This window comes from Pseudorhodoferax sp., from assembly GCF_047601025.1.
GTDB lineage: Bacteria > Pseudomonadota > Gammaproteobacteria > Burkholderiales > Burkholderiaceae_C > Pseudorhodoferax.
The window spans coordinates 3,628,124-3,647,962 of the sequence record NZ_JASGJZ010000001.1; the positions used below are offsets into that span (position 1 = coordinate 3,628,124).

A 19,839-nucleotide genomic window follows, 5' to 3' on the forward strand; every position below is an offset into this window, starting at 1 on the left:
ACCCATGTTCCCGCGCGCGTTTTGCACCTCGACAGGGTGGACTGGTGGCGCGTCATCACCGACCTGGAGCGCGCGGGCGTGCCGCATTCGGTCGTGGCGGTGGAGGTCGGGCGCAGCAAGGGGTGGGTGGCGAACCTGAAGAACATCTACGGCACGGAGCCGCGGTTCCACGACGGCATGCTGCTGCTGGGCTTGTGGCATGACAGGGTGGGGGGCATGGTGCCGATAGCCCGGGAGGGCGCGTAGCGGGCTTGCCAATCGGTCGGGATTCTGGGCACGCGTTTGCGCAGACTGCCAGGGATCCACCCGACCAGGAGCCCCCATGATCAAGCCTGCATCGCCTCGCGCCCTCAACGTCAAGACTCCGGGCGCTGCCGATGCCGACCAGGAGACCGCTGCCGGCGACGCCGAGGATCTCGAGCAGGAGACCGGGCATGCCGGGGCCGGCGGGGGCGACCCGCAGCCCCAGCAACTGCCGCCCGACCTGGATGCCCTGATCGCCGCCAAGGTGGCCGAGGGCATGGCCAAGGAGCGGGCCAAGCAGCGAAAGGCCATCGAGGTGCCGCTGCGGCCGACCGGCGTGCTGCCGACCCAGGACGAAGCTATCCGCATCGTGAAGGCTCGCGGCGGCCGGGCGGTGCTGTCGCAGGACGGCTACGTGTGCCAGAACCCTCTGGACGCGAAGATCGAGCGCGACGTCAACGGTTTCGCCAAGACCTGAGCATGTGCACTGGCGCTGAACTTCTGCTGGCCGCCGGCAGTGCTGCTGCCGGCACGGTTGCATCTGCGCTGCTGTCGCCCAAGACGCCCAGCATGCCCGATCCCGAAGCCGAGCGTCGCAAGGCGGAAGCCACGGCCACGCAGAACGCCACGGCCAAGCTGGCGGCTTCCCGCAAGGCCATGCGCGACAACTCGCTGCTGACCGGCGCCGGCGAAGGCACGGGCCGCACCACGCTGGGCGTTTGATGGCCGTCGATCCCAAGCGTCTGCAGCGCCGGCATTCGGCCATGCAGGCCGACAAGCTGCTGCATGCATCGGTCTGGAAGAACTGCTTCGATCTGAGCATGCCGGTGCGCGGCGATGGTCTGCTGACCAACGCCCTGGGCGCCAGCGATGTGCAGGCGCACAAGGCCAGGATCTTCGACAGCACCGCCGGCGAGTCGGTCAAGGTTGGCGCGGCTACCGTGGCCGGCGGGCTGGTGCCGGCGAACACGCGTTGGTTCGACCTGGACGTGGGCCAGGAGACCGAGGACGAAACCCGTTTCCTCGAGGACATGGCGGACTTCCTGTGGGAGAACATCCATGCGGCCAACTTCGATGCCGAGAGCTTCGACGGCCTGCTGGACAGCCTGATCGCCGGCTGGTTCGTGCTGTATCAGGACGAGGCCGAGGAGGGCGGGTTCTACTTCGAATGCTGGCCGCTGGGCCAGTGCACCATCGCCAGTTCGCGCAACGGGGCGCTGATCGACACCGTCTATCGCGAGTGGGACGCTACCGTTGGCCAGGTGGTTGCCGAGTACGGTCTGGATGCCGTGTCCGCGCAGGTCCGGCGCAAGTACGAGGACGGCGAAATCGACGTGAAGATCCGTTTGCTGCACGCGATCGAGCCGCGCGAAGTGGGCGACAGCGGCGCCAGGCTGGCCCGGAACATGCGCTGGGCCAGCGTGCACAAGGAGTGCGCTACCGACACCATCCTGCGCGAGTCCGGCTACCACGAGTTCCCCTGCATGGTCCCGCGCTGGACCCGGCTGCCGAACTCGCCCTACGCCACGGGCCCGATGTCCGACGCGCTGCCCACAGTGCAGAGCCTGAACGAGCTCACGCGCTGGACGCTGATGGGCGCCGAGACCACGGTCGCACCGCCTATCGTCGTCGCCAACGACGGCGTGGTGAACGCCAGGAACCTCAAGATCGGGCCGCGCAAGATCATTCCGGCCTCGTCGGTAGACGACGTTAAGCCGCTGGTCACCGGTGCCGATATCAAGGCCGGCGCGCTGACCGTGACCGGCATGCAGGCGTCCATCCGCAAGATCCTGATGGCCGACCAACTGCCGCCTGTGGAAGGCACGACAAAGACCGCTTACGAGTGGTCCGTTCGTGTGCAGATGCTGCGCCAGATGATGGGCCCGATGTTCGACCGCTTCCAGTCGGAGTTCCTGCAGCCGCTGATCGAGCGCTCCTTCGGCATCGCCTGGCGCGCAAACATCGCCAGCGGCTTCCGGCTGGTCGGCCGCCCGCCCGAGTCGCTGCTGAACCGCACCTTCTCCGTGCGCTACCTGTCGCCGCTGGCCCGGGCCCAGAAGCTGGAGGACGTGAACGCCATGGATCGATTCGAGGACCGTCTGGTGGCCACGGCCGCCAACAAGCAAGACCCGACGCTGCTGGACGTGTACGACTTCGAAGGCGGCCAGCGCATGCGCGCGCTGATGCTGGGCGTGCCGCAGACCTTGGTGCGTGATGCCCGGGCGATCCAGAAGATCCGTCAGGCCCGCGAAGTGCAGCAGCAGGAACAGGCGCAGCAAGCGCTGGCGATGCAGGGCCAGGCCGAGATGCAGAGTGCAGCGGCGCAGAACCTGGCGAGGGCCGCCGCATGAGCTACGAGGAGGACGCCGGGGCCATGGCCGAGGAGCGCGAGCGCCTTGCTCGCTTGTTCCACGACATCTTCACCTTGGACCGGCGCGGGCAGGAGATCTACGCCTACCTGTACCGCAAGTTCGCCAGGAGCGCGACGGTGCACACCTCTGGCGGCATCGATGCGATCTTGCAGACCTACCACGACACCGCACGCGCGTCGGTTGTCCGGCACATCTCCGACCTGATGGAAGAAGGTGCCGGCGTGTCGGGCGACCTGGCGGGCTGATTTCGACCAAGGAGAACCCATGTTCAAGCAACTTCCCCGCCTGCTCGAAGGCGTCCCCGATGCTGCTGGTGGCGGTGCGGCGCCAGCCCCGGCGGCTGGTGCTGCACCGGCGCCGGCCGCGCCGCAGAACGAATCGCTGCTGACGCCGCCCACTGCTGCCCCTGCCGCCGCTGCACCGGCCCAGCCTGGAGCCGTACCCGAGTGGCTGCCGGAGAAGTACCGCGTCGTCGGCACCGACGGCGCGCTGGACCTGCAGGCCTCCAGCCAGAAGCTGGCCGAGGGCTATGCGGCTGCGTCCAAGCGCCTGGGCACCGGCGACGTGCGGCCCGAGACGGCGGACGCATACACCTACACGCCGCCCGAGCAGTTCAAGGATGTGCCGATCGACGCCGACCTGTCCGCGTCCTTTCGCCAGCGGGCCCACGAGGCAGGGCTCACGCAGCAGCAGTACGAGTTCGTCATGGGCGAGTACTTCGGCATGGTGCCCAGCGTGCTCAACGCTGCGGCCAGCCTTACCGCCGAGGAGGCGCGCAGTGCTCTGCAGCAGGTGTGGCAGCAGCCGGGCGAGTTTGAGGCGGGGCTAGCGGCTGCGAACCGTGCTGTGTCGGCCGCGCCGCAGGACTTGCGCGACAAGGTGTTCGAGAAATTCGGCCGCGATCCGGATTTCATCCGCTTCGCTGCGACCTTCGGCCGGGAGATGCGCGAGGACCGTGCGCCAGCCGCTGCCGCTGCGGCGCCTGCCGCTGGCGGCGTCGAGGCGTTGATGGCTTCGGATGCGTACAAGAACCCGAAGCACCCCGAGCACGCGGCCGTCTCCGCGCGCGTGCAGCAGTACTTCCAGCGCACTGCAGGCGCTGCCCCCGTCCTGTAATCGGTCAGGACTCTGGGCGGGCGGCCGCAAGACACTTCCTGCCATCAGGCCCGACGTGGCATGCGGACACCCTGACAACTGCCCGAGCAGCGCGACGTGAAAGGCCGGTCGCCGCTGCCGTACACAGGCCCGGATCGCCGGACACCCTGAACAGGCTGCCCAACCCAGGAGCTTCAGAGCAATGTCTACGATCCCCCAATGGTTCGTCACGCAGTGGGATACCGCCGTGCGTACCGAAGCGTCGCAGAAGGATTCGCGCCTGATGAAGGCCGTGACCGACCGCGGCAGCATCACCGGCGAGTCCTTCACCATCAACTTCCTGGCAGACGACGGCGGCCTGCTGGACGAGAACACCGTGCGCCACGGTGACACGCAGTGGAGCCTGGAAGAGCACCACGCTCGCGTGGTGAACATGGCCGACTTCTACCGCGCTACGCCGTTGGACCGCAACGACATCCCGAAGATGCTGGTCAACCCGGTGACCGGCGGCGACTATATGCGCAACATCATGAGTCGCCGCAACCGCCGTATCGACGACATCATCTACAAGGCGGCGCGTGGTGCGCAGCTGAAGAAGGACGGCAGCCTTGTCGCATTGCCGAACACCCAGAAGATCGCGCACGGCGGCACCGGCTTCACCAAGGCCAAGATCATCCAGGCCAAGAAGATCTTCCGCGCCAACGAGGCCGACGAGCAGAACGACGAAGAGCTGTTCATGACGTTCAACAGCGAGATGCTGGAGGACGTGCTGTCCGACACCACGCTGACCAGCGCGGACTTCATGGCGGTGAAGATGCTGCAGGAGGGGAACCTCGCCGCGAAGTGGTGCGGTTTCAACTGGATCCCGTTCAACGGCATCGAGTTCTCGGCCAGTACCTACTACACGATCGCCTGGGCCAAGTCCGGCATCCATTTCGGCAAGGGCTACGAGGAAGGCAACGTGACCCGCCGCGGTGACAAGAAGGACTCCTGGCAGGTGTCCATGGGCGCGTCCTATGGCGCCGGCCGCCAGGACGAGAAGAAGGTCGTGGAACTCGCGTTTCAGTAAGGAGAAGCCACCATGGCAGAAATCAATGCACGAGGCGCCGCTGAGATCGCCGCAGGCCGCAAGGTGCTGTTCGACTCGGATGGCAAGAGCGGCACGGCAGTGGTCGAGATGCCGGCCGTGCACGCGGCAGCCAACGGTGACACCGCCGGCTCGGGCATCGTGCTGCCCAAGGGCACGCGCTTCCTGTGTCCGGTCACCGTCAGCTGCGCCGCGGGTACGGCCTCAGCCACCTTGTCGGTGGGGCTGCGCAATCCACGTACGAAGGCCGCCATCGATGCCGCCGCACTGGTGAGCGCCGCTTCGATCTCGGCGGCCGCCACGGCGCAGGTGAACACTGGTACGAAGCTGATCGGCGGCCAGCGCTACGTGTTGGACCAGGACGCCGAGATCTACCTGACCTTCGGCGGCGCCACGCCCCCGGCCAACCAGGCCGTCCGCGTCGAGGTCGGCTACATCGCGGCGTGATCGCGCCAGGCAATTGACCGCGGGGGCTTCGTGCCCCCGTTTTTGCTGGAGGAACCATGGCCACCGACGTACAGATCTGCTCGAACGCCCTGATGCTGTTGGGCGCGGCGCCCATCGCCTCGCTGTCCGAGCCCGGCTCCCGTGCGGCGGTCATCTGCTCCAATGTCTACCCGCTGGCGCGCCAGGATGTGCTGCGCCGGCACAACTGGAACTGCGGCGTTACGCGCGTGGTGCTGGCCCCGCTGGCCGAGAAGCCCGCGTTCGACTGGGCGCACCAGTTCACCAAGCCCGGCGACTGGCTGCGACTGATCCAGATCGGCCGTCTTGGCCAGTTGCCGGACTACGAGTTCGCCGGCAACCGCATCCTGAGCAATCTGGCCAGCCTGCCGCTGGTCTACATGGCCGAAGTGGACGAGGGCCGCTGGGATGCGCTGCTGACTGGCGTCATGGTCAAGCGCATGGTGGCCGATCTGGCCTACCCGATCACCAAGAGCACGAGCCTGGCCGAGATGCGCGGTGCCGAGTACCGCGAGGCTTTGCAGATCGCCAAGGGTGTGGATGCGCAGGAGAACCCACCCGAAGACTGGGGCGACAGCCCGTTGATCAGCGTGCGGGGCTGACATGAAGATCCAGACCATCACCACGAATTTCACGGCCGGCGAGCTTTCGCCGCGCTTGCGCGGGCGCGTGGACATCGAGAAGTTCAACGCGGGCGCCAAGACCGCGGACAACGTGGTCATCCTGAAACAGGGTGGGGCTACGGCGCGGCCGCCCATGGATTTCCTGGGCGAGGTGCACGATTCCACCAGCCTGGCCCGGCCCATCCCTTTCGTCTACTCGGCGACGACTTCCTACGTGCTGGAGTTCGGCCACCAACTGATGCGGGTGTGGAAGCAGGGCGCTCTGGTCGAGTCGAGCCAGGGTGTTCCTTTCATGCTGGCGTTGCCCTACGTCCAGGATGAACTTGCCGCGCTGGACTTCAGCCACGCCGCGGACACCATGATCATCTTCCACCCGGATCACGCGCCGCACCGACTGCGCCGCTTCGGGGATGCGAACTGGCGGATCGAGGAGGCGCCGTTCAAGCCTGGCCCGCTGGCGGAGATCGGACACCGCGCCGGCGTGGCCATCACGCTGTCCGAGACCACGGTCGGCACGGACCGCACGGCCAGCGCCGCTTCTGTCGTCTTCGCGGCCGCCGACGTGGGTCGTGTTCTGTCGGCCGGTGCCGGCGCAGCGCGCGTCACAGCCGTGGGCAGCGGAACGTCGGCTACGCTGGAGATTACTTCCGCGTTCGATGGGGCGGTCCTGGCTGGCAACGCCTGGTTGCTGGAGGGCACGCCGCTGTCCGCGGTCAAGCCGTCCGATGCTGCAGCCGATTCGGGCATCGATCCGGTGGGCTCGGCCATCACTCTGACGGGCAGCATCGACACCTGGCGCGGAGACGATGTCGGCCGGTACGTGGAGATCAATGGCGGGCTGGTCGAGATCATCGGCCTGACCTCGGCGCTGATCGCCGACGGCATCATCCGGCGCGAGCTATCCGCCACCGTAGAGGCCATCGCCGATGGCTGGATCCTGCGCGGCCCGGCGTGGAACGCGGTCGATGGCTATCCGGCCACCGGCACGCTGCACCAGGGCCGGCTGTGGGCGGCCAACACCCGGCGCTACCCGAACACCGTGTGGGGCAGCATGTCTGGGGCCTACTACGACTTCACGCCGGGAACCGACGACGACAGCGCGGTCTACAAGACCCTGGACAGCGACGAGGTGAACCCGATCCTGTTCCTGAACAGCCTGAAGACGCTGATCCCGCTGACCTACCGCAACGAGTTCGAGATCAAGGGTGGGGTGGAGAAGCCGATCACCCAGACCAATGCAAGCGTCACGCCGCAGACGCATTGGGGCTGCGACGACGTGCGGCCCGAGCAAGTCGGCGACAACGTGCTGTTCGTCCAGCGTGGCGGTCGGGTGATGCGGGCTCTGTACGCGCTGGAGATCGAGGGCTACGGGGCCAACGACATCAGCATCTTCAGCGAGCACCTGATGCAGGAAGGCGTGCGGTGCTTGTCGTTCCAGCAGGCCCCTGAGTCGGTGGTCTGGTGCGCCACTGGCGACGGGCGGATCGTTGCCATCACGTACAGCAGCGAGCAGAAGGTGCTTGCCTTCGCGCGCGGCAGCACCGAGGGCTTCTTAGAGTGGATCGTGACCGTACCCGAGGGCCGGCGCGATGCGACCTACCTGCTGGTGCGTCGCGAGGTGGGCGGCGTGCAGCGCCGCTTCATGGAGCGGCTGAATTGGGATGCGTATCCGGGCATGGATGCGCGCATGCAGAAGACAGGAAGCGCATCAATGGCATGGGGTGGCTTCGGCCATCTGGAAGGCCGGGAAGTTGCCGTGCTGGCCGACGACGTGGCCATGGGCCGGTTCACGGTCGAGGGCGGCGTGATCACGCTGCCGCGCAGCGCCGTGAAGGTGGCGGTCGGGCTTCCCTACACCCCAACGCTGGAGCTGCACGCACCTGAACTGCCGACCCGCAGCGGCACGTCGCAGGGCCAGGCGATCAGCACGAACAGGATCTCCGTGCGCCTGCTGGACACCATTGGCTGCACGGCGAATGCTGAAGAGCTGGTGTTCCGCTACTTCGGCGACAACCTGCTGGACCGCGCGCCTCAGCCGTTCAGCGGCATCAAGGAGGTGCCGGAGTTCGGCTGGAGCACCGAGGACTCGCCGGTCGTGCTGGCCCAGCCGCGGCCCTACCCGTGGACGGTCCTGGCCGTCATCCGGGAAATCACCGTCAACGCAGGTTAGGACAGAGCATGGTTCGCAACGCTACCCCCGAAGACCTGGACGCCCTGGTCGAGCTCGGCGCCGTGATGCACGCCGAGAGCCCTCGATTCTCGCGCCTGGCCTTTGCGCCGCACGTGCTGCGCGCCACGCTGCTGCATGTCATGGCCGAGCACTTCCTGATGGTGGCAGAGGAGGGCGGCAAGATCATCGGGGGGATGGCCGCAGTCTGCGCGCCGCACTGGTCCAGCCTGGATCGGGTGGCCACAGACCTGGCGCTGTTCATCCATCCGGATCACCGTGGCGGTATCGCGCCGGCTCGCCTGGTCAACCAGTACCGGATCTGGGCCCGAGCCAAGGGCGCGGTGCTGATCGACATTGGCGTGAACACCGGCGTGCAGCCGCAGGCCACCGCGCAACTGCTGGCGCGCATGGGCATGCGGCCCTGCGGCTTCATCTTGGAGGACGTATGTGCATCGGCGCAACCGGCCTGATGGCCCTGCAGGCGGCATCGGCCGCGGGCGGCATGGTGTCCAACCTCATGGCAGGCAACGCTCAGGCCCGGCAGTTGGAGGCCCAGGCGGCTGGCGAGCGCGACACCGGTGTTGCGCAGGCCGAACGCATCCTGCGGGCCACCCGGCGCGAGCGCGGCGCTGCGCGGGCTGGCATCGCAGCCAGCGGCACCGCCCTGGATGAATTCTCGCTGATCAACGAGCAGGCCATCCAGGAGGCAGGCGAGATGGACGCGGCCATGTCGATCCTGACCGGCCAGCGCCGGGCGCGTGCGACCCAGACCCAGGCCGCCGCGGCGCGCGCCGAGGGGCGGATCGGTGCCATGGGATCGCTGCTGAACGGCGTGGCCGGCGTGTACTCCGGCTGGAAGGGGGCCAAGGGCGGCGGGCTCGGAACGTCGCTGGGCGGCAGCAGCGCCTGGTACACCGGCACTGAATCGATGGGGGACTGACGTGGCGCGCATTCCCGCGGGCGAAGGCCTGGGCAACAGTATCCCTGAACCGCAGCGCGCCGCGCGCGTGGCCAATGCCGCCGGCGTGTTCGACGCCGTGGGCCGGTTTGCGGGCCAGGAGCAGACCGCACTGCAGGCCGAGCAGCGCCGCCAGCAGGTCGAAGCCGAGCAAGTCCGCAAGGCGGCTGACCGGGCGAAGGCATTGGGCACGATGTACAAGGCGCAGGCCGACCTGGACACGCTGGGCGACGACATCGCCGAGGGCATCGCCTCGGGCGACATCGACAAGCGCGCAGCCGAGCGCGAGTTCTCCACTCGCGCCCAGGAGCGCGTGACGCAAGCCATGGCCGATGTGCCGATGGAGCATGCCGAGTTGACGCGCATCGACTTGGAAAGCCGCGTCGGCCGGCTCGGCCGCGGTGTGCGCCGTGCCGTCACGCAGCGCGACCAGCAGGACGTGCGCGCTGGCATCGGTGAGACACTGGAGGCCGCGCAGCGCCTATATCTGGCCGAGCCGGCCAAGGCGGACGCACTGGTGCTGGCGACGCTGGAGCAGCAGGGCCCGCACAGCGGCATGGCCCCCGATCAGTTGCACAAGTTGCGCCAGGGCTACCTGGAGGGCACGCGGCTGAACAAGGCGCAGGCGCTGGTCAGTGCTGCGCGCCGCGACAACCGCGCGCTCGGGCAGGTCGAACAGGCGCTGCAGGGGGAAGAGTTCGCGCAGTTGGACCCGGCCCGCCGCACCGCGCTCTACGCCCAGATCGAGGGCTTCAGGGTTTCCAACGACCAACGCGCCGAGGCTGCTGCGCGCCGTGCCGAGGCTGCGCAGGAGCGACACCTGCGGCAGGCCCAAGCAGAGTTCGAGGCCGCATCCGCGCTGGTGTCTTCGGGCAAGATTCTCAGCGACGACTACATCGCCGGCGTGACCCAGGCCACGGCAGGCACGCCCTACGCCAAGGCGTTGCCCGAGCTTGTCCGGCAGGCGCCGGAGCGCACGGCGTTCAGCATGCAGCCGCTGGCAGCACAGGATGAGGTCCTGCGCCAGGCCCGCACGCGCCTGAACCAGCACGGAACGGACCCCGCCACGGAGAAGCGCATCGCCGCCATGGAGAAGGCGCGCGACGATGCTCGGCGCGACTTGTTGGCCGATCCGTACCAAGCCGCCGCCGATCGCGGTGTCATCGACGGCGTGCAGCCGCTGCGCATGGACCTGCAGTCGCTGCCGGCGCAGTTGATGCAGCGCCGCGAGGCCGCCGATGCCGTGCGACAGTGGGCCGGCCGCGACGTGAGTCTGTTCCGCCCGGACGAGGCCCAACAGATCGGCGACACGCTGCGCAAGCTGCCGGCCCAGGAGAAGGCGCCGGCGCTGGACGCGCTCGCTGCCGTGATGTCGCCGGGCCAGCGCCGCGCCTTCGCCGCGCAGATGGAGGGCGGCAAGGACCGTTCGCTGGCCCTGGCCATGCGGTTCTCCGGGAGGATGACCACGCCGGCCACCAGCATGTTCGGCACGCCGATCGGTTCGCCGCGCCTGGTGTCCGAGTTGATCCTGAAGGGCGCCCAGGCGCGGGCGGACGGCACCAGCACCAAGGGCGAGCAGCAGCCCGACGTCAAGGCCAATAGCTGGCGGTCCTATGCGGCGCGGGAGCTGATGGACGTGTTCCCGAACCAGCAGGATGCCAACGATCTGGCCGAGTCGGCCGAACTGATCATGCATGGCATGGCGGCGGAGGGCGGCGGCCGGCTGGCCGGCAATGACATGGGCCGCGCCATTCGTATGGCCCTGGGTGGCTCGCTGGTCGAGCACAACGGCCGGAAGATCCCGCTGCCAGCAGGTGTGAACGAGCAGCAACTGACCGAGCGCCTGCGCAGCGCCGGGCCGGTGCTCGAGCAGCAGGCGAGGGACGGCACGGTCCGCGTGGCCGGCGTATCCATGCCCGTGGCCGAGTTCGCCAAGACGTTGCCCGGCCAGCAGCTGATGCCGATCCGCCAGGGTGTCTACGCCGTTCTGGTCGGTGGCCGACCTGTGACGAACAGTGCGGGCAAGGTGATCGAAGTGGGGGCGCGCTGATGGACTTTGACGCCACGGAGCAGGTGAACGAGCTGGCGCGCCGGCCGGCCGATCCGCCGTCCGTGATCCCGCAGGGCAAGTGGAACGGCTGGAGCGCTCCGCTGCGCGGCCTGGCTGCCGGCGCTGCCGAGATGGCCGCATTCGGTGCTGATGCGCTGAAGGGATATGGCCAGGTCGAAGCCGCGGCCGGCGCGCGCGCAGGCGGCATGTTCTCGGCGCAGACCGAGGCCGAACGGCAGGAGTCCGAGCAGGAGGCCGCGCGCATCCGTGCTGAGGGCGTGGACGCGGACTCCGAGATTGGCCGCAGCCTGCGCAATGTGGGCGAGGACTACCGTCCAGATCCGGCCACGGCTGGCCTGGCCGAGCGACTGGTGTTCGATCTGACGCGCTTTCTGGGCAAGGCCGTCGGCTATACCGCCACCACAGGCCCAGCCGGGCCTCTGATGCTGGGCGCCGACGAGGCCATGGTCACTTCGGATGACCTGCAGCGTCAGGGCGTCGATCGCCAGACCGCACAGGCAGCCGGTGCGATTTCCGGCGTGGCCGCCGCGGCAGGTGTGGTGATGCCCGTCGCGGCGCCAGGCTCGGTTGCCAAGACACTGGGCTTGTGGGCGGCCGGCGGACCAGGCGCGTTCATTGCACAGCAGGTTGCCACCCGCGAACTACTGGCCGAGGCCGACTACGGCGAGATCTCACAGCAGTTCGATCCGCTGGATCCGGTCGGGCTGGCCCTATCCTCGCTGGTGCCGGGAGCCTTCGCCATCCATGCGGTGCGTGGTGCGCGCGCCCGGGTGACGCCGGAACAGGTGGATGCGCTGATGACACATGACCTGACGCTGCAGCAGGACGTGCGCGAGGCCACGCCGCCGGCAGATCGCCGCATGGACCCATCGCCAGAGGATCTGGCGCGCATGGAGCCGCGCGAACCGCTGGCCCAGGCCGGCGACATCTCGCGGCATCCCGATCAAGTGGACGCTGCGATGCAGTCCGTGCTGGCCCGAGCCGACGCGCTGGAGGCGGCTGCCCCGGACATGGTCGTCAGCCGTTCCGAGGACGGCACGCCGACCACGGTCAGCCAGGCGCTGGAGAACATCCGCCGGCAGGCGCAGGAAGGAAGCGATACGGAACTGGGCGCGCAGGACGCGAGCCTATTGGACGTTGCCGTGCAGTGCGCGCTGGCTACCGGGCAGGCTGCATGACGGCGGCGGGCGCGGCGAAGCTTCGCCTTCACCCCGGCTGCGCCGATTGAGGACGACATGGACCCACGATGCATTCAGGCCGTGCGCGCTGCGGCAGGCGGCCGGCAGATCAGTGACGCGAAGATCAAGACGCTGGAGGACGCGATCAGCACCAGAATGCGCGACCTTGCCCGCCAGGATCCGCCGCGCTGGCGCAGTCTCACGCGCGACCAGCAGATGGCCGAGGCGGCCAAGGCCGCCATGGACTCCGTGGTGGCCGAGGCCCGGCTGAAGGAGTACCGCGGAACGCTGCAGGTGCTGCGTACCGCAGAGACCGACGCCCGGATCCAGCAGGCCATGGCCCATGGTGGCCTGAACCGCTCGCGCGGCCTGGTGCGCGACATCGAGCAGACGGCCCAGTACATCGACGCCGTGCGCAACGATGCCATCTCCGGCCTGGGTGACCTGATCGACGCGGCCGCCACCCGGGACGGCGCCGGCGCTGCCCGCAACCTGGGCATGCGGATCTTCGATCTGGACAACCCGGTCATGACGCGCGACGTGGTGCGCGAGGTGTTCGGCCAAGCCGACGGTCGCACCGGCAACGCGGCGGCGAAGGCAGCGGCCCGGGCTTGGCTGGACACCATCGAAGGCCTGCGCCTGCGCTTCAACGCGGCCGGCGGCAACGTCGGCAAGCTGCGCGACGTGGGCTACCTGCCCAACCTGTGGGAGACAGCGCGGGTGGCGCGCGAGACTGCCGAGAGTTTCGCCGACTTCCTGCTGCCGCGCACGGACCGTTCGGCCTACGTCAAGGAGGACGGCCGGTTCATGACCGACGCGGAGATCCGGGACATGTTGCGAGCCGCGCATGCCACGCTGGCCAGCGATGGCCTGAACCAGTCCGAGCCGGGCGCGTTCCGCGGCACTGGCGCGCGTTCGAACCGTGGCAGCCAGCACCGCGTGATCCACCTGCGCGACGGAGATGCTTGGATGGAAGCAATGGACCGCTACGGCGAAGGCTCGCTGTACGACGCCATGATGGGCCACGTCGGCGGCATTTCTCGCGACATCGGATTGACCGAGCGCTATGGACCGAATCCGGAGCAGCAGTTCCGTGCGCAGAACGACCTGGCCGAGCGTGCGGACGGTGCCGGCACCCTCCAGAATCGATCGGTAGGCAATACGCCCCGCGCGTACTGGTCGCTGGTCAACGGCGCGGCCAGCACGCCGGAGAACCGCATCGCGGCGATGGTGGGCGAGAACGCCCGGAACATCCAGACTGCCGCGAAGCTGGGCGGTGCCGTCCTGTCGTCCGTCACGGACATGGCCACCATCGCCACTACGCTGCACTTCAACCGGTTGCCGTACTTCGACATGCTGTCGAACATCAAGAAGCAGCTGAACCCCGAGGTGCGTTCGTTCCTGCGCGCACATGGCGTGATCGGCGAAACCCTGGTCTCCACGCTCAACCGCTGGACCGGCGATCACATGACCCACAACCTGACTGGCCGGGTAGCAGGGTCGGTGATGAAGCTGTCGCTGATGAACGCCTGGACCGACGGCCTGCGCAATGCGTTCTCCATGACCATGATGCATGGCCTGTCCCGCATGGCAAAGAAAAGCTGGGGCCAACTGGACGAGTGGGACCGCTATCTGCTGCAGCGCAAAGGCATCACGGAGCAGGAATGGGCCATCGTGCAGAAGGCCGAGCCTACCGTGCACGACGGCTATGCCATGCTGACGCCGGAGGCAATCCGGGCCGTGAGCGACGCCGACCTCGAGGGTGCCGCGCCGGCCGGCTTTCAGCGCATCCGCGACAGCATTGCCGCACAGACCGCCGAGCTGACGCAGCGCAACCAGCAGGAGGCCGCATGGATCAAGGGTCGCATCGAAAAATTCGACGCGGCGCGCGACGGAATGAACCGCGTCGTGAAGGACCTGCTAGCGCGCAAGCTCAAGGCGACCGAGAAGGCGACCGAACCGCTGCTACAACGCATGCAACTGCTGGAGGCTCAGCGCGCGCAAGCTCAACTGCAGGCGAACATCGAGGCCGAGTACAACAAGCTTTTCACACAGCAGGATATCCGAGAGTTCTCGGCCGGTCTGAAGGAGGCGGCAGCCGAAGTCACTCGCGCAGAGAAGGGTGCGGCCCGCTCGGCAGAGAGCAGCGGTAAGGCGCTGGGGCGGCGCTTGGCCTCCAGTGAGGCGCGCGTGCGCGAAGCTCAGCGGCAGTTCGATCGAACGGGCGACGGCGAGCGCCTGCTCATCCGCCAGGAAGTGGAGGCGGCGAACCAAGAGCGCGCCCAGGCGCAGAACGACATTGAGATCGTCCTGAAAGCCACGCCGGAGGCCGAGCGCCAAGCGTTGCGCGACGCCATTGCCGACGTGGCGCAGATCCGCAGTTCGGCCAACGCAGGCGCCAACACGGCGCGCCGGTTAGGAGAGCGCTATGGCGAGGCCAAAGGCCGTCTCGAACGCCGCATGCAGGAGATCGAGAGCCGCATAACCCAGATGGACCGGGATGCCCATGCCGAGGCGAACAAGGCTGGCAGGCAAGCGCAGGTGAAGGCCGCAGAGATGGGAAAGGAGCTGGCCGACTTCATCAAACGGTCTCAGGACCGCCAGCAGCGCCGCGCCGCCGTGATCCAACGAGTCCAGGCTGGCGAGGGCCTCGCGGTACTGGCTGAGGCGCAGCGGCTGCGTGACCAAGTAGCCACCAAGATGTTGGCCTACACGCTGGACGAAGCACAGTTCGCCGTGGTGAATCCGGACTTGGCGACGCGGGCCATCGTCACCGGCGGCGGCATGCCGGCCGGGACTGTCCGCGGCGAGACGATGCGCGCGGCCGCGCAGTTCAAGTCTTTCCCCATCGCCATGCTCACGCGCCACTGGCGCCGTGCGCTGGAAACGCCGCAGGGCCTGGAAGGCGCGCCGACGGGGTTCGGAGCGAGCAGCCGGGCCGGTGCGGCCGTGAACCGCGCTGCAGTACTGGCCGGGCTGAACCTGTCGCTGATGATGCTGGGTGCGGTTGTGCTGCAGAACAAGGCCATCGTTCAGGGCAGGGATCCCTACGACATGACCGACCCTAAGTTCTGGGGCCGGGCTGTGGCGCAGGGTGGCGGCGCCGGTTACTTGGGCGACCTGCTATTCAAGGATCCAAGCGAGAGCCGCATGACGCGCGCCGAGCAGACGGTTGGCTCGATCCTGGGCCCATCGATCGGTGCCGCAGCAGGCCTTGCCGAAGACGTGGTGCGCTCCAACATCTGGGAGGCGGCCCAGGGCAAGGACACCCATGCCGCTGCCGAGGCGCTGCGCTGGGGAAACTCTCAGATGCCGTACGCCTCGCTGTGGTGGTCCCGCGCCGCCTACGAGCGCTGGTTCCTGTTCGCCGCTCAAGAAGCGTTGAATCCGGGTTATCTCAGCCGCATGCGCCAGCGCGCGCAGAAGGACTGGAACCAGGGGTACTGGTGGGACCCCGCCGACACGTTGCCCGAGCGCGCGCCGGGCTTTTCCCGAGCCATAGGAGAACAGTGATGCGAGCAGACCAGATCAGCAAGCTGGAAGAGTTGGCCGTCGACCTGATGGACGTCTTCCTGAACGAGGCCGATCCGTCGAACTGGACGGGCGCCGGGCAGGCGCAGGTCAAGATGACCAAGGAGACCCGCGGGGCCCGCAACTGGGACATGAAGAACGCCAATCAGGCCGGTGCGTTGACGGCACGGGCGATGGATCTGCTGGAACGCGTGCGCGGCGTGCGCAGGCCGCTGGAGGGCGACGACTCGCCGGAGGCCGACATCGCCAAGTTCGAGCGGGAGGCCAAGCGCGTGCTGGAGGGCATGGGTGTCCGCGGGTGACATTTCGTTCGCCGCCTTCTACCTGCAGTGGGGGGATCATCGCGGTTGGAAGGTGCCGCCTGTCCATGTGCACGCTTGCCACTGGTTCGAGCATCGCGGTGACCTGGCTGTGTTGCGTGCGCACCGCGGTTTCGCCAAATCCACCATCCTGGCCGCCTATAACGCCTGGCGTTTCTATCGCGACCCGGCCAATCGCATCCTGCACCAGTCCGAATCGGACCCCACGGCCTACAAGACGAGCCGCGACACGCAGAACGTGCTGCGCGCGCACCCGCTCACGCGGGGCCTGTTCCGCGAAGGGGGTGTGCAGGAATGGTGGGTGCACGGTGCGACCGATGCGCGCAATGCCAGCATGTACGCCCGCGGTATCCTCTCCAACGTCACCAGCGCCCGGGCCGATGAAGCCCAGAACGACGACGTGGAGGTGCCCCGGAACATCCAGACGTCGGAGGCGCGCGAGAAGCTGCGCTACCGCCTGGGCGAGCAGATACACATCCTGGTGCCGGGCGGCCGGCAGTTGTTCATCGGCACGCCGCACACCCATGACTCCCTTTACGACGAAATGGAACGCCTCGGTGCCGACTGCCTGACGATCCGCATGTTCGAGCGGGAATTCCGCATCGAGGACGCTACGCGCGCGGCCTACGACGTGGGGTTCGTGCCGCAGTTCGTGTTCGCCGGCATCGGCAAGACAGCACGCCTCCTGATCGAAGGCCGCGACTACCGGCTCCAGGGAGCGCGGCTGATCTTCGCGGCCGCGCCAGGTGGCCTGGTCGACTGCTACGCCGGCGTGGCCTGGCCGGAGCGATTCGACGGTCCCGAGCTCGAGAAGCGCCGCAAGCGCACGCGCACCATCAACGCGTGGGATAGCCAGTACCAACTGCACAGCAAGCCGGTGCACGAAGTGCGCCTGGACCCGCGCAAGATCCAGGCCTACGAGGTCGAGCCCCGCGTGCTGTACGCCAACCGGCGTGTGTCCATGTGGCTCGGCACGGTGCAGATCGTCAGCGCGTCGCTACGCTGGGACCCATCCAGCGGCAAGTTGGATTCCGACGTTTCGGCTGCGGCACTGGATCTCCAGGACGAAGCCGGCCGGCACTACTGGCACCGCGCCATCGCGCTGGAGGGGGAGATCGCCGAGACTACTCTCGATGGCAGGACCATCACCGGCGGGCAGGTCTGGCAGCTGTGCGACCTGATCGAGCAGTACCAGATCCCGCGGATCACGATCGAGACCAACGGCATCGGGCAGTTCGCGCCGGCCTTCATGCGCATGGCGCTGCGCCAGCGCCGCCTGGCCTGCGCCATCGTCATGCGGGACAGCGTGCAGAAAAAGTCCAAGCGCATCCTGGAGGCCTTCGAGCCGCTGCTGTCGGCCGGCATGCTGTGGGCGCACACCAGCGTGCTCCAGGGCGATGTCTGGGCGCAGATGCAGGACTTCAACCCCGCAGAGCCCGACCAGGACGACGACTACCTCGATGCCCAGGCCGCCGCTATGACGGACCAGCCTGCCCAAATCGGCAAATCGGTCAGGACTCTGGACGCCCTTGAGAAAGAACATTGGTCCCTGTCGACCGGGGCCTTGGAGTACTCGCTCGACGACGAGTGAGCGGCCCGACCGCTCTTCCCTACGAAGAGGCGGCCCCATGGCATCGATCATCGAGCAAGTTCCGTTCAACCTGTACGACGCCGACGGCATCGCCACCGTCTACCCCTACGAGTTCGAACTGCTGGCCCAGGCCGATCTGGTCGTGAGCCTGGACGGAGCCGTCGTACCGCCGTCCGGCTACGTGGTCGCAGGTGTCGGGGACCAGGATGGTGGGGCCGTCACGTTCTCCACGCCGCCCGCCGGCAAGCTGTTGCTGGAGCGGGCCATCAAGCTGGAGCGCGATACCGACTACCAGACGCTGGGGGACTTCCGCGCCAACACCGTCGACAGGGATTTCAATCGGATCTGGATGGCGCTGCAGGGGCAGGCTGCGCAGATCGGAAGCGCGATTCGGCTTCCGTTGACGGAGCAGGTTCCTCCGCTTCCTTTCGCCGCTGCTCGTGCAGGCCGGCTGCTGGCTTTCAACTCGCCCTCAGGGCTTCCGATCGTCACCGACTACACGTCCGAGCAGGTACGCAACGCGATTGCTGCAGCGTACGGTGGAGGCGGCACGCTTGATGCTCTGGCCTTCATCCAGTCCGGCGCCGGCGCCGTCGTCCGAACCGCACAGGACAAGGCGCGCGAACGCATCAGTGTCCGGGATTACGGAGCCGTGGGTGACAGCATCGTCAACGATCTCGCCAGGATCAACGCCGTAATCGCGGCTGGCGTGTCGTCAGAAGTCGACGTACCGCCTGGCGTATATCGGGTCACTGCTGCGCCGGCGAATCCGATGGGCGTGCGCTTGGCCGCCGGGCCGGGAAAGGTCATGCAGGACATCACGATCGGCGGCCAGCCGAGCACGTATCGGATCAACTCGTACACGCCGGACGCACGCTTATTCTTCGGCAGCGAATACCTGTATCGGGCCTATGCCAGGCTGCAGAATTTCGTTTCCACGTCGCCGCTGTCCACCCTCCTGGTCCGGCTTTTCGGGGATTCGACCGTAGCCGGAATGGCAAGCCACACGGCGCCCTACAGGCTCGAAAACTTGGTGCCGGCGATCTTGCGCTCGAAGGGCGCTCCGAACGTGACCGCGGTCAACCACGGTGTCGCGGGCTCGAAAGTGTCGGCGATGAATGTGGGGCTGATCGACGATGACACAGACCTGATCTTCATCAAGTACGGCATCAACGACTTCCTCGATGGCCTGACCGGCTTTGCGACCAACCTGCGCGCCAAGCTGGCAGCGATCCGCGCGACCCGCGGCGTGAACAGCCTGTCCATCGTGCTGGTCGCTCCCAGCGCGACGTACCAGGCTTTCGGCCTGACCACCTCATGGTACGAAGATCTGCGCAACGTCTATGTCGCCGCAGCGCGTGACTACTCGTGCGCATACTTCGATACCTACGCTTTGCTGCAGGACGTGCGCCAGGCATCGGGTTTCTGGATGGATGGCACGATCGGCGGCAACGAGACGGTGCACCCCGAGAACATGGGGCAGTCGTGGATCTGGGGCGCAGTGCTCGATGCAGTATTCCCCGCGTCGAGCATCGTGCCAACACGCAGCAATGTGTTTACCAACGATGGCGCCGTCGCATTCCCCGCAGGCTCCCCTGCGGATCTGCCATTCGCGTATCCGATGGGCTACTCGTTGCGTCGCGCGACCGTTGCAAACGGTTGGCCGATCGATGGTCTCGTCGAGACGGTGCGGCACGTAGACCAGATCGTCACGCAGCGCCTCACGGGGGCGCAGGTTAATGCTTCGCCGCTCGTCGCCGCTCGCACGAATGTCGGCGCGACAGACGTGTGGGGCGGATGGTCTGGTGTCGAACATGCCGCGTCGCTCCAAAACGGATGGGGCGTTTTCTCCCCGTCCTATTCGTCCGCCGGCGCCGTCATCTCTGCAGATAAGCGGGTGTTGCTCAAAGGGGTGATCAGCGGCGGTACGACCGCGGCGACCACGCTGATTTTCACGTTACCGGCAGGCATGCGGCCCGCTCAGATCGCGATTTGCCCGGTGTTTCTGTCGAGCGGCGCGATTGGCGCAATCGCGATTGACGCCGCTGGCAACGTCACTGCGCAGACTGCGCTCGATAGCACATATACGTCGCTGGATGGTGCAAGCTTCCTGGCCGCGTGACAAGGGCGCTCCG

The 19,839-nt window shown here is 67.5% G+C and carries 18 protein-coding genes; all 18 read left to right on the top strand.

Features of this window, described 5'->3' with window-relative positions; all coding sequences use genetic code 11:
- Window positions 1-36 precede the first annotated feature (36 nt).
- The 18 genes from QM782_RS17020 to QM782_RS17105 all read left to right on the top strand — a co-directional run bounded on the left by QM782_RS17020 (window position 37) and on the right by QM782_RS17105 (window position 19,826).
- Window positions 37-246 carry a hypothetical protein gene (locus QM782_RS17020; RefSeq protein WP_415204085.1) on the top strand — a complete coding sequence of 70 codons (210 nt, stop codon included), beginning with the start codon at window positions 37-39 and terminating at the stop codon, window positions 244-246.
- A gap of 76 nt (window positions 247-322) precedes the next feature.
- Window positions 323-721, top strand: a complete 399-nt coding sequence (locus QM782_RS17025; protein WP_415204086.1) for a hypothetical protein — start codon at window positions 323-325, stop codon at window positions 719-721.
- Window positions 722-723: 2 nt separating this feature from the next.
- Window positions 724-966 (top strand): hypothetical protein, encoded by a 243-nt coding sequence (locus QM782_RS17030; protein ID WP_415204087.1) that lies wholly within the window; start codon window positions 724-726, stop codon window positions 964-966.
- On the top strand, window positions 966-2,594 hold the full coding sequence (locus tag QM782_RS17035) for a portal protein (protein WP_415204088.1): 1,629 nt from the start codon (window positions 966-968) through the stop codon (window positions 2,592-2,594). The genes QM782_RS17030 and QM782_RS17035 overlap by 1 nt, the downstream gene beginning before the upstream one ends.
- Window positions 2,591-2,860: a hypothetical protein gene (locus tag QM782_RS17040; RefSeq protein WP_415204089.1), complete on the top strand. Its 270-nt coding sequence runs from the start codon at window positions 2,591-2,593 to the stop codon at window positions 2,858-2,860. Before QM782_RS17035 ends, QM782_RS17040 begins: the two co-directional genes overlap by 4 nt.
- 19 nt (window positions 2,861-2,879) lie before the next feature.
- On the top strand, window positions 2,880-3,731 hold the full coding sequence (locus QM782_RS17045; RefSeq protein ID WP_415204090.1) for a hypothetical protein: 852 nt from the start codon (window positions 2,880-2,882) through the stop codon (window positions 3,729-3,731).
- A gap of 181 nt (window positions 3,732-3,912) precedes the next feature.
- Entirely contained in the window at window positions 3,913-4,779 is an 867-nt protein-coding gene (locus tag QM782_RS17050; protein ID WP_415204091.1) for a phage capsid protein, read from the top strand.
- 12 nt (window positions 4,780-4,791) lie between these two features.
- Entirely contained in the window at window positions 4,792-5,244 is a 453-nt protein-coding gene (locus QM782_RS17055) for a hypothetical protein (RefSeq protein ID WP_415204092.1), read from the top strand.
- Between the two features lie 56 nt (window positions 5,245-5,300).
- Window positions 5,301-5,864: a hypothetical protein gene (locus QM782_RS17060; protein WP_415204093.1), complete on the top strand. Its 564-nt coding sequence runs from the start codon at window positions 5,301-5,303 to the stop codon at window positions 5,862-5,864.
- A 1-nt stretch (window position 5,865) separates the two neighbouring features.
- Window positions 5,866-8,055 carry a hypothetical protein gene (locus QM782_RS17065; protein ID WP_415204094.1) on the top strand — a complete coding sequence of 730 codons (2,190 nt, stop codon included), beginning with the start codon at window positions 5,866-5,868 and terminating at the stop codon, window positions 8,053-8,055.
- An 8-nt stretch (window positions 8,056-8,063) separates the two neighbouring features.
- The gene (locus tag QM782_RS17070) at window positions 8,064-8,525 is read left to right on the top strand and encodes a GNAT family N-acetyltransferase (protein WP_415204095.1); all 462 of its coding nucleotides are present in this window, start codon (window positions 8,064-8,066) and stop codon (window positions 8,523-8,525) included.
- Complete coding sequence (locus QM782_RS17075) at window positions 8,501-8,995, top strand: hypothetical protein (protein ID WP_415204096.1); 495 nt, start codon at window positions 8,501-8,503, stop codon at window positions 8,993-8,995. The genes QM782_RS17070 and QM782_RS17075 overlap by 25 nt, the downstream gene beginning before the upstream one ends.
- Before the next feature lie 85 nt (window positions 8,996-9,080).
- Complete coding sequence (locus QM782_RS17080; protein WP_415204097.1) at window positions 9,081-11,063, top strand: hypothetical protein; 1,983 nt, start codon at window positions 9,081-9,083, stop codon at window positions 11,061-11,063.
- Window positions 11,063-12,262, top strand: a complete 1,200-nt coding sequence (locus tag QM782_RS17085; RefSeq protein ID WP_415204098.1) for a hypothetical protein — start codon at window positions 11,063-11,065, stop codon at window positions 12,260-12,262. Before QM782_RS17080 ends, QM782_RS17085 begins: the two co-directional genes overlap by 1 nt.
- A 57-nt stretch (window positions 12,263-12,319) precedes the next feature.
- A complete protein-coding gene (locus QM782_RS17090; RefSeq protein WP_415204099.1) occupies window positions 12,320-15,775 on the top strand; it encodes a hypothetical protein in 3,456 nt (1,151 codons plus the stop codon).
- Window positions 15,775-16,095: a hypothetical protein gene (locus tag QM782_RS17095; RefSeq protein WP_415204100.1), complete on the top strand. Its 321-nt coding sequence runs from the start codon at window positions 15,775-15,777 to the stop codon at window positions 16,093-16,095. The genes QM782_RS17090 and QM782_RS17095 overlap by 1 nt, the downstream gene beginning before the upstream one ends.
- Window positions 16,082-17,704: a phage terminase large subunit gene (gene terL / locus QM782_RS17100; protein ID WP_415204101.1), complete on the top strand. Its 1,623-nt coding sequence runs from the start codon at window positions 16,082-16,084 to the stop codon at window positions 17,702-17,704. The genes QM782_RS17095 and terL overlap by 14 nt, the downstream gene beginning before the upstream one ends.
- Before the next feature lie 37 nt (window positions 17,705-17,741).
- The gene (locus QM782_RS17105; RefSeq protein WP_415204102.1) at window positions 17,742-19,826 is read left to right on the top strand and encodes a GDSL-type esterase/lipase family protein; all 2,085 of its coding nucleotides are present in this window, start codon (window positions 17,742-17,744) and stop codon (window positions 19,824-19,826) included.
- The last annotated feature ends 13 nt before the right edge of the window (window positions 19,827-19,839 follow it).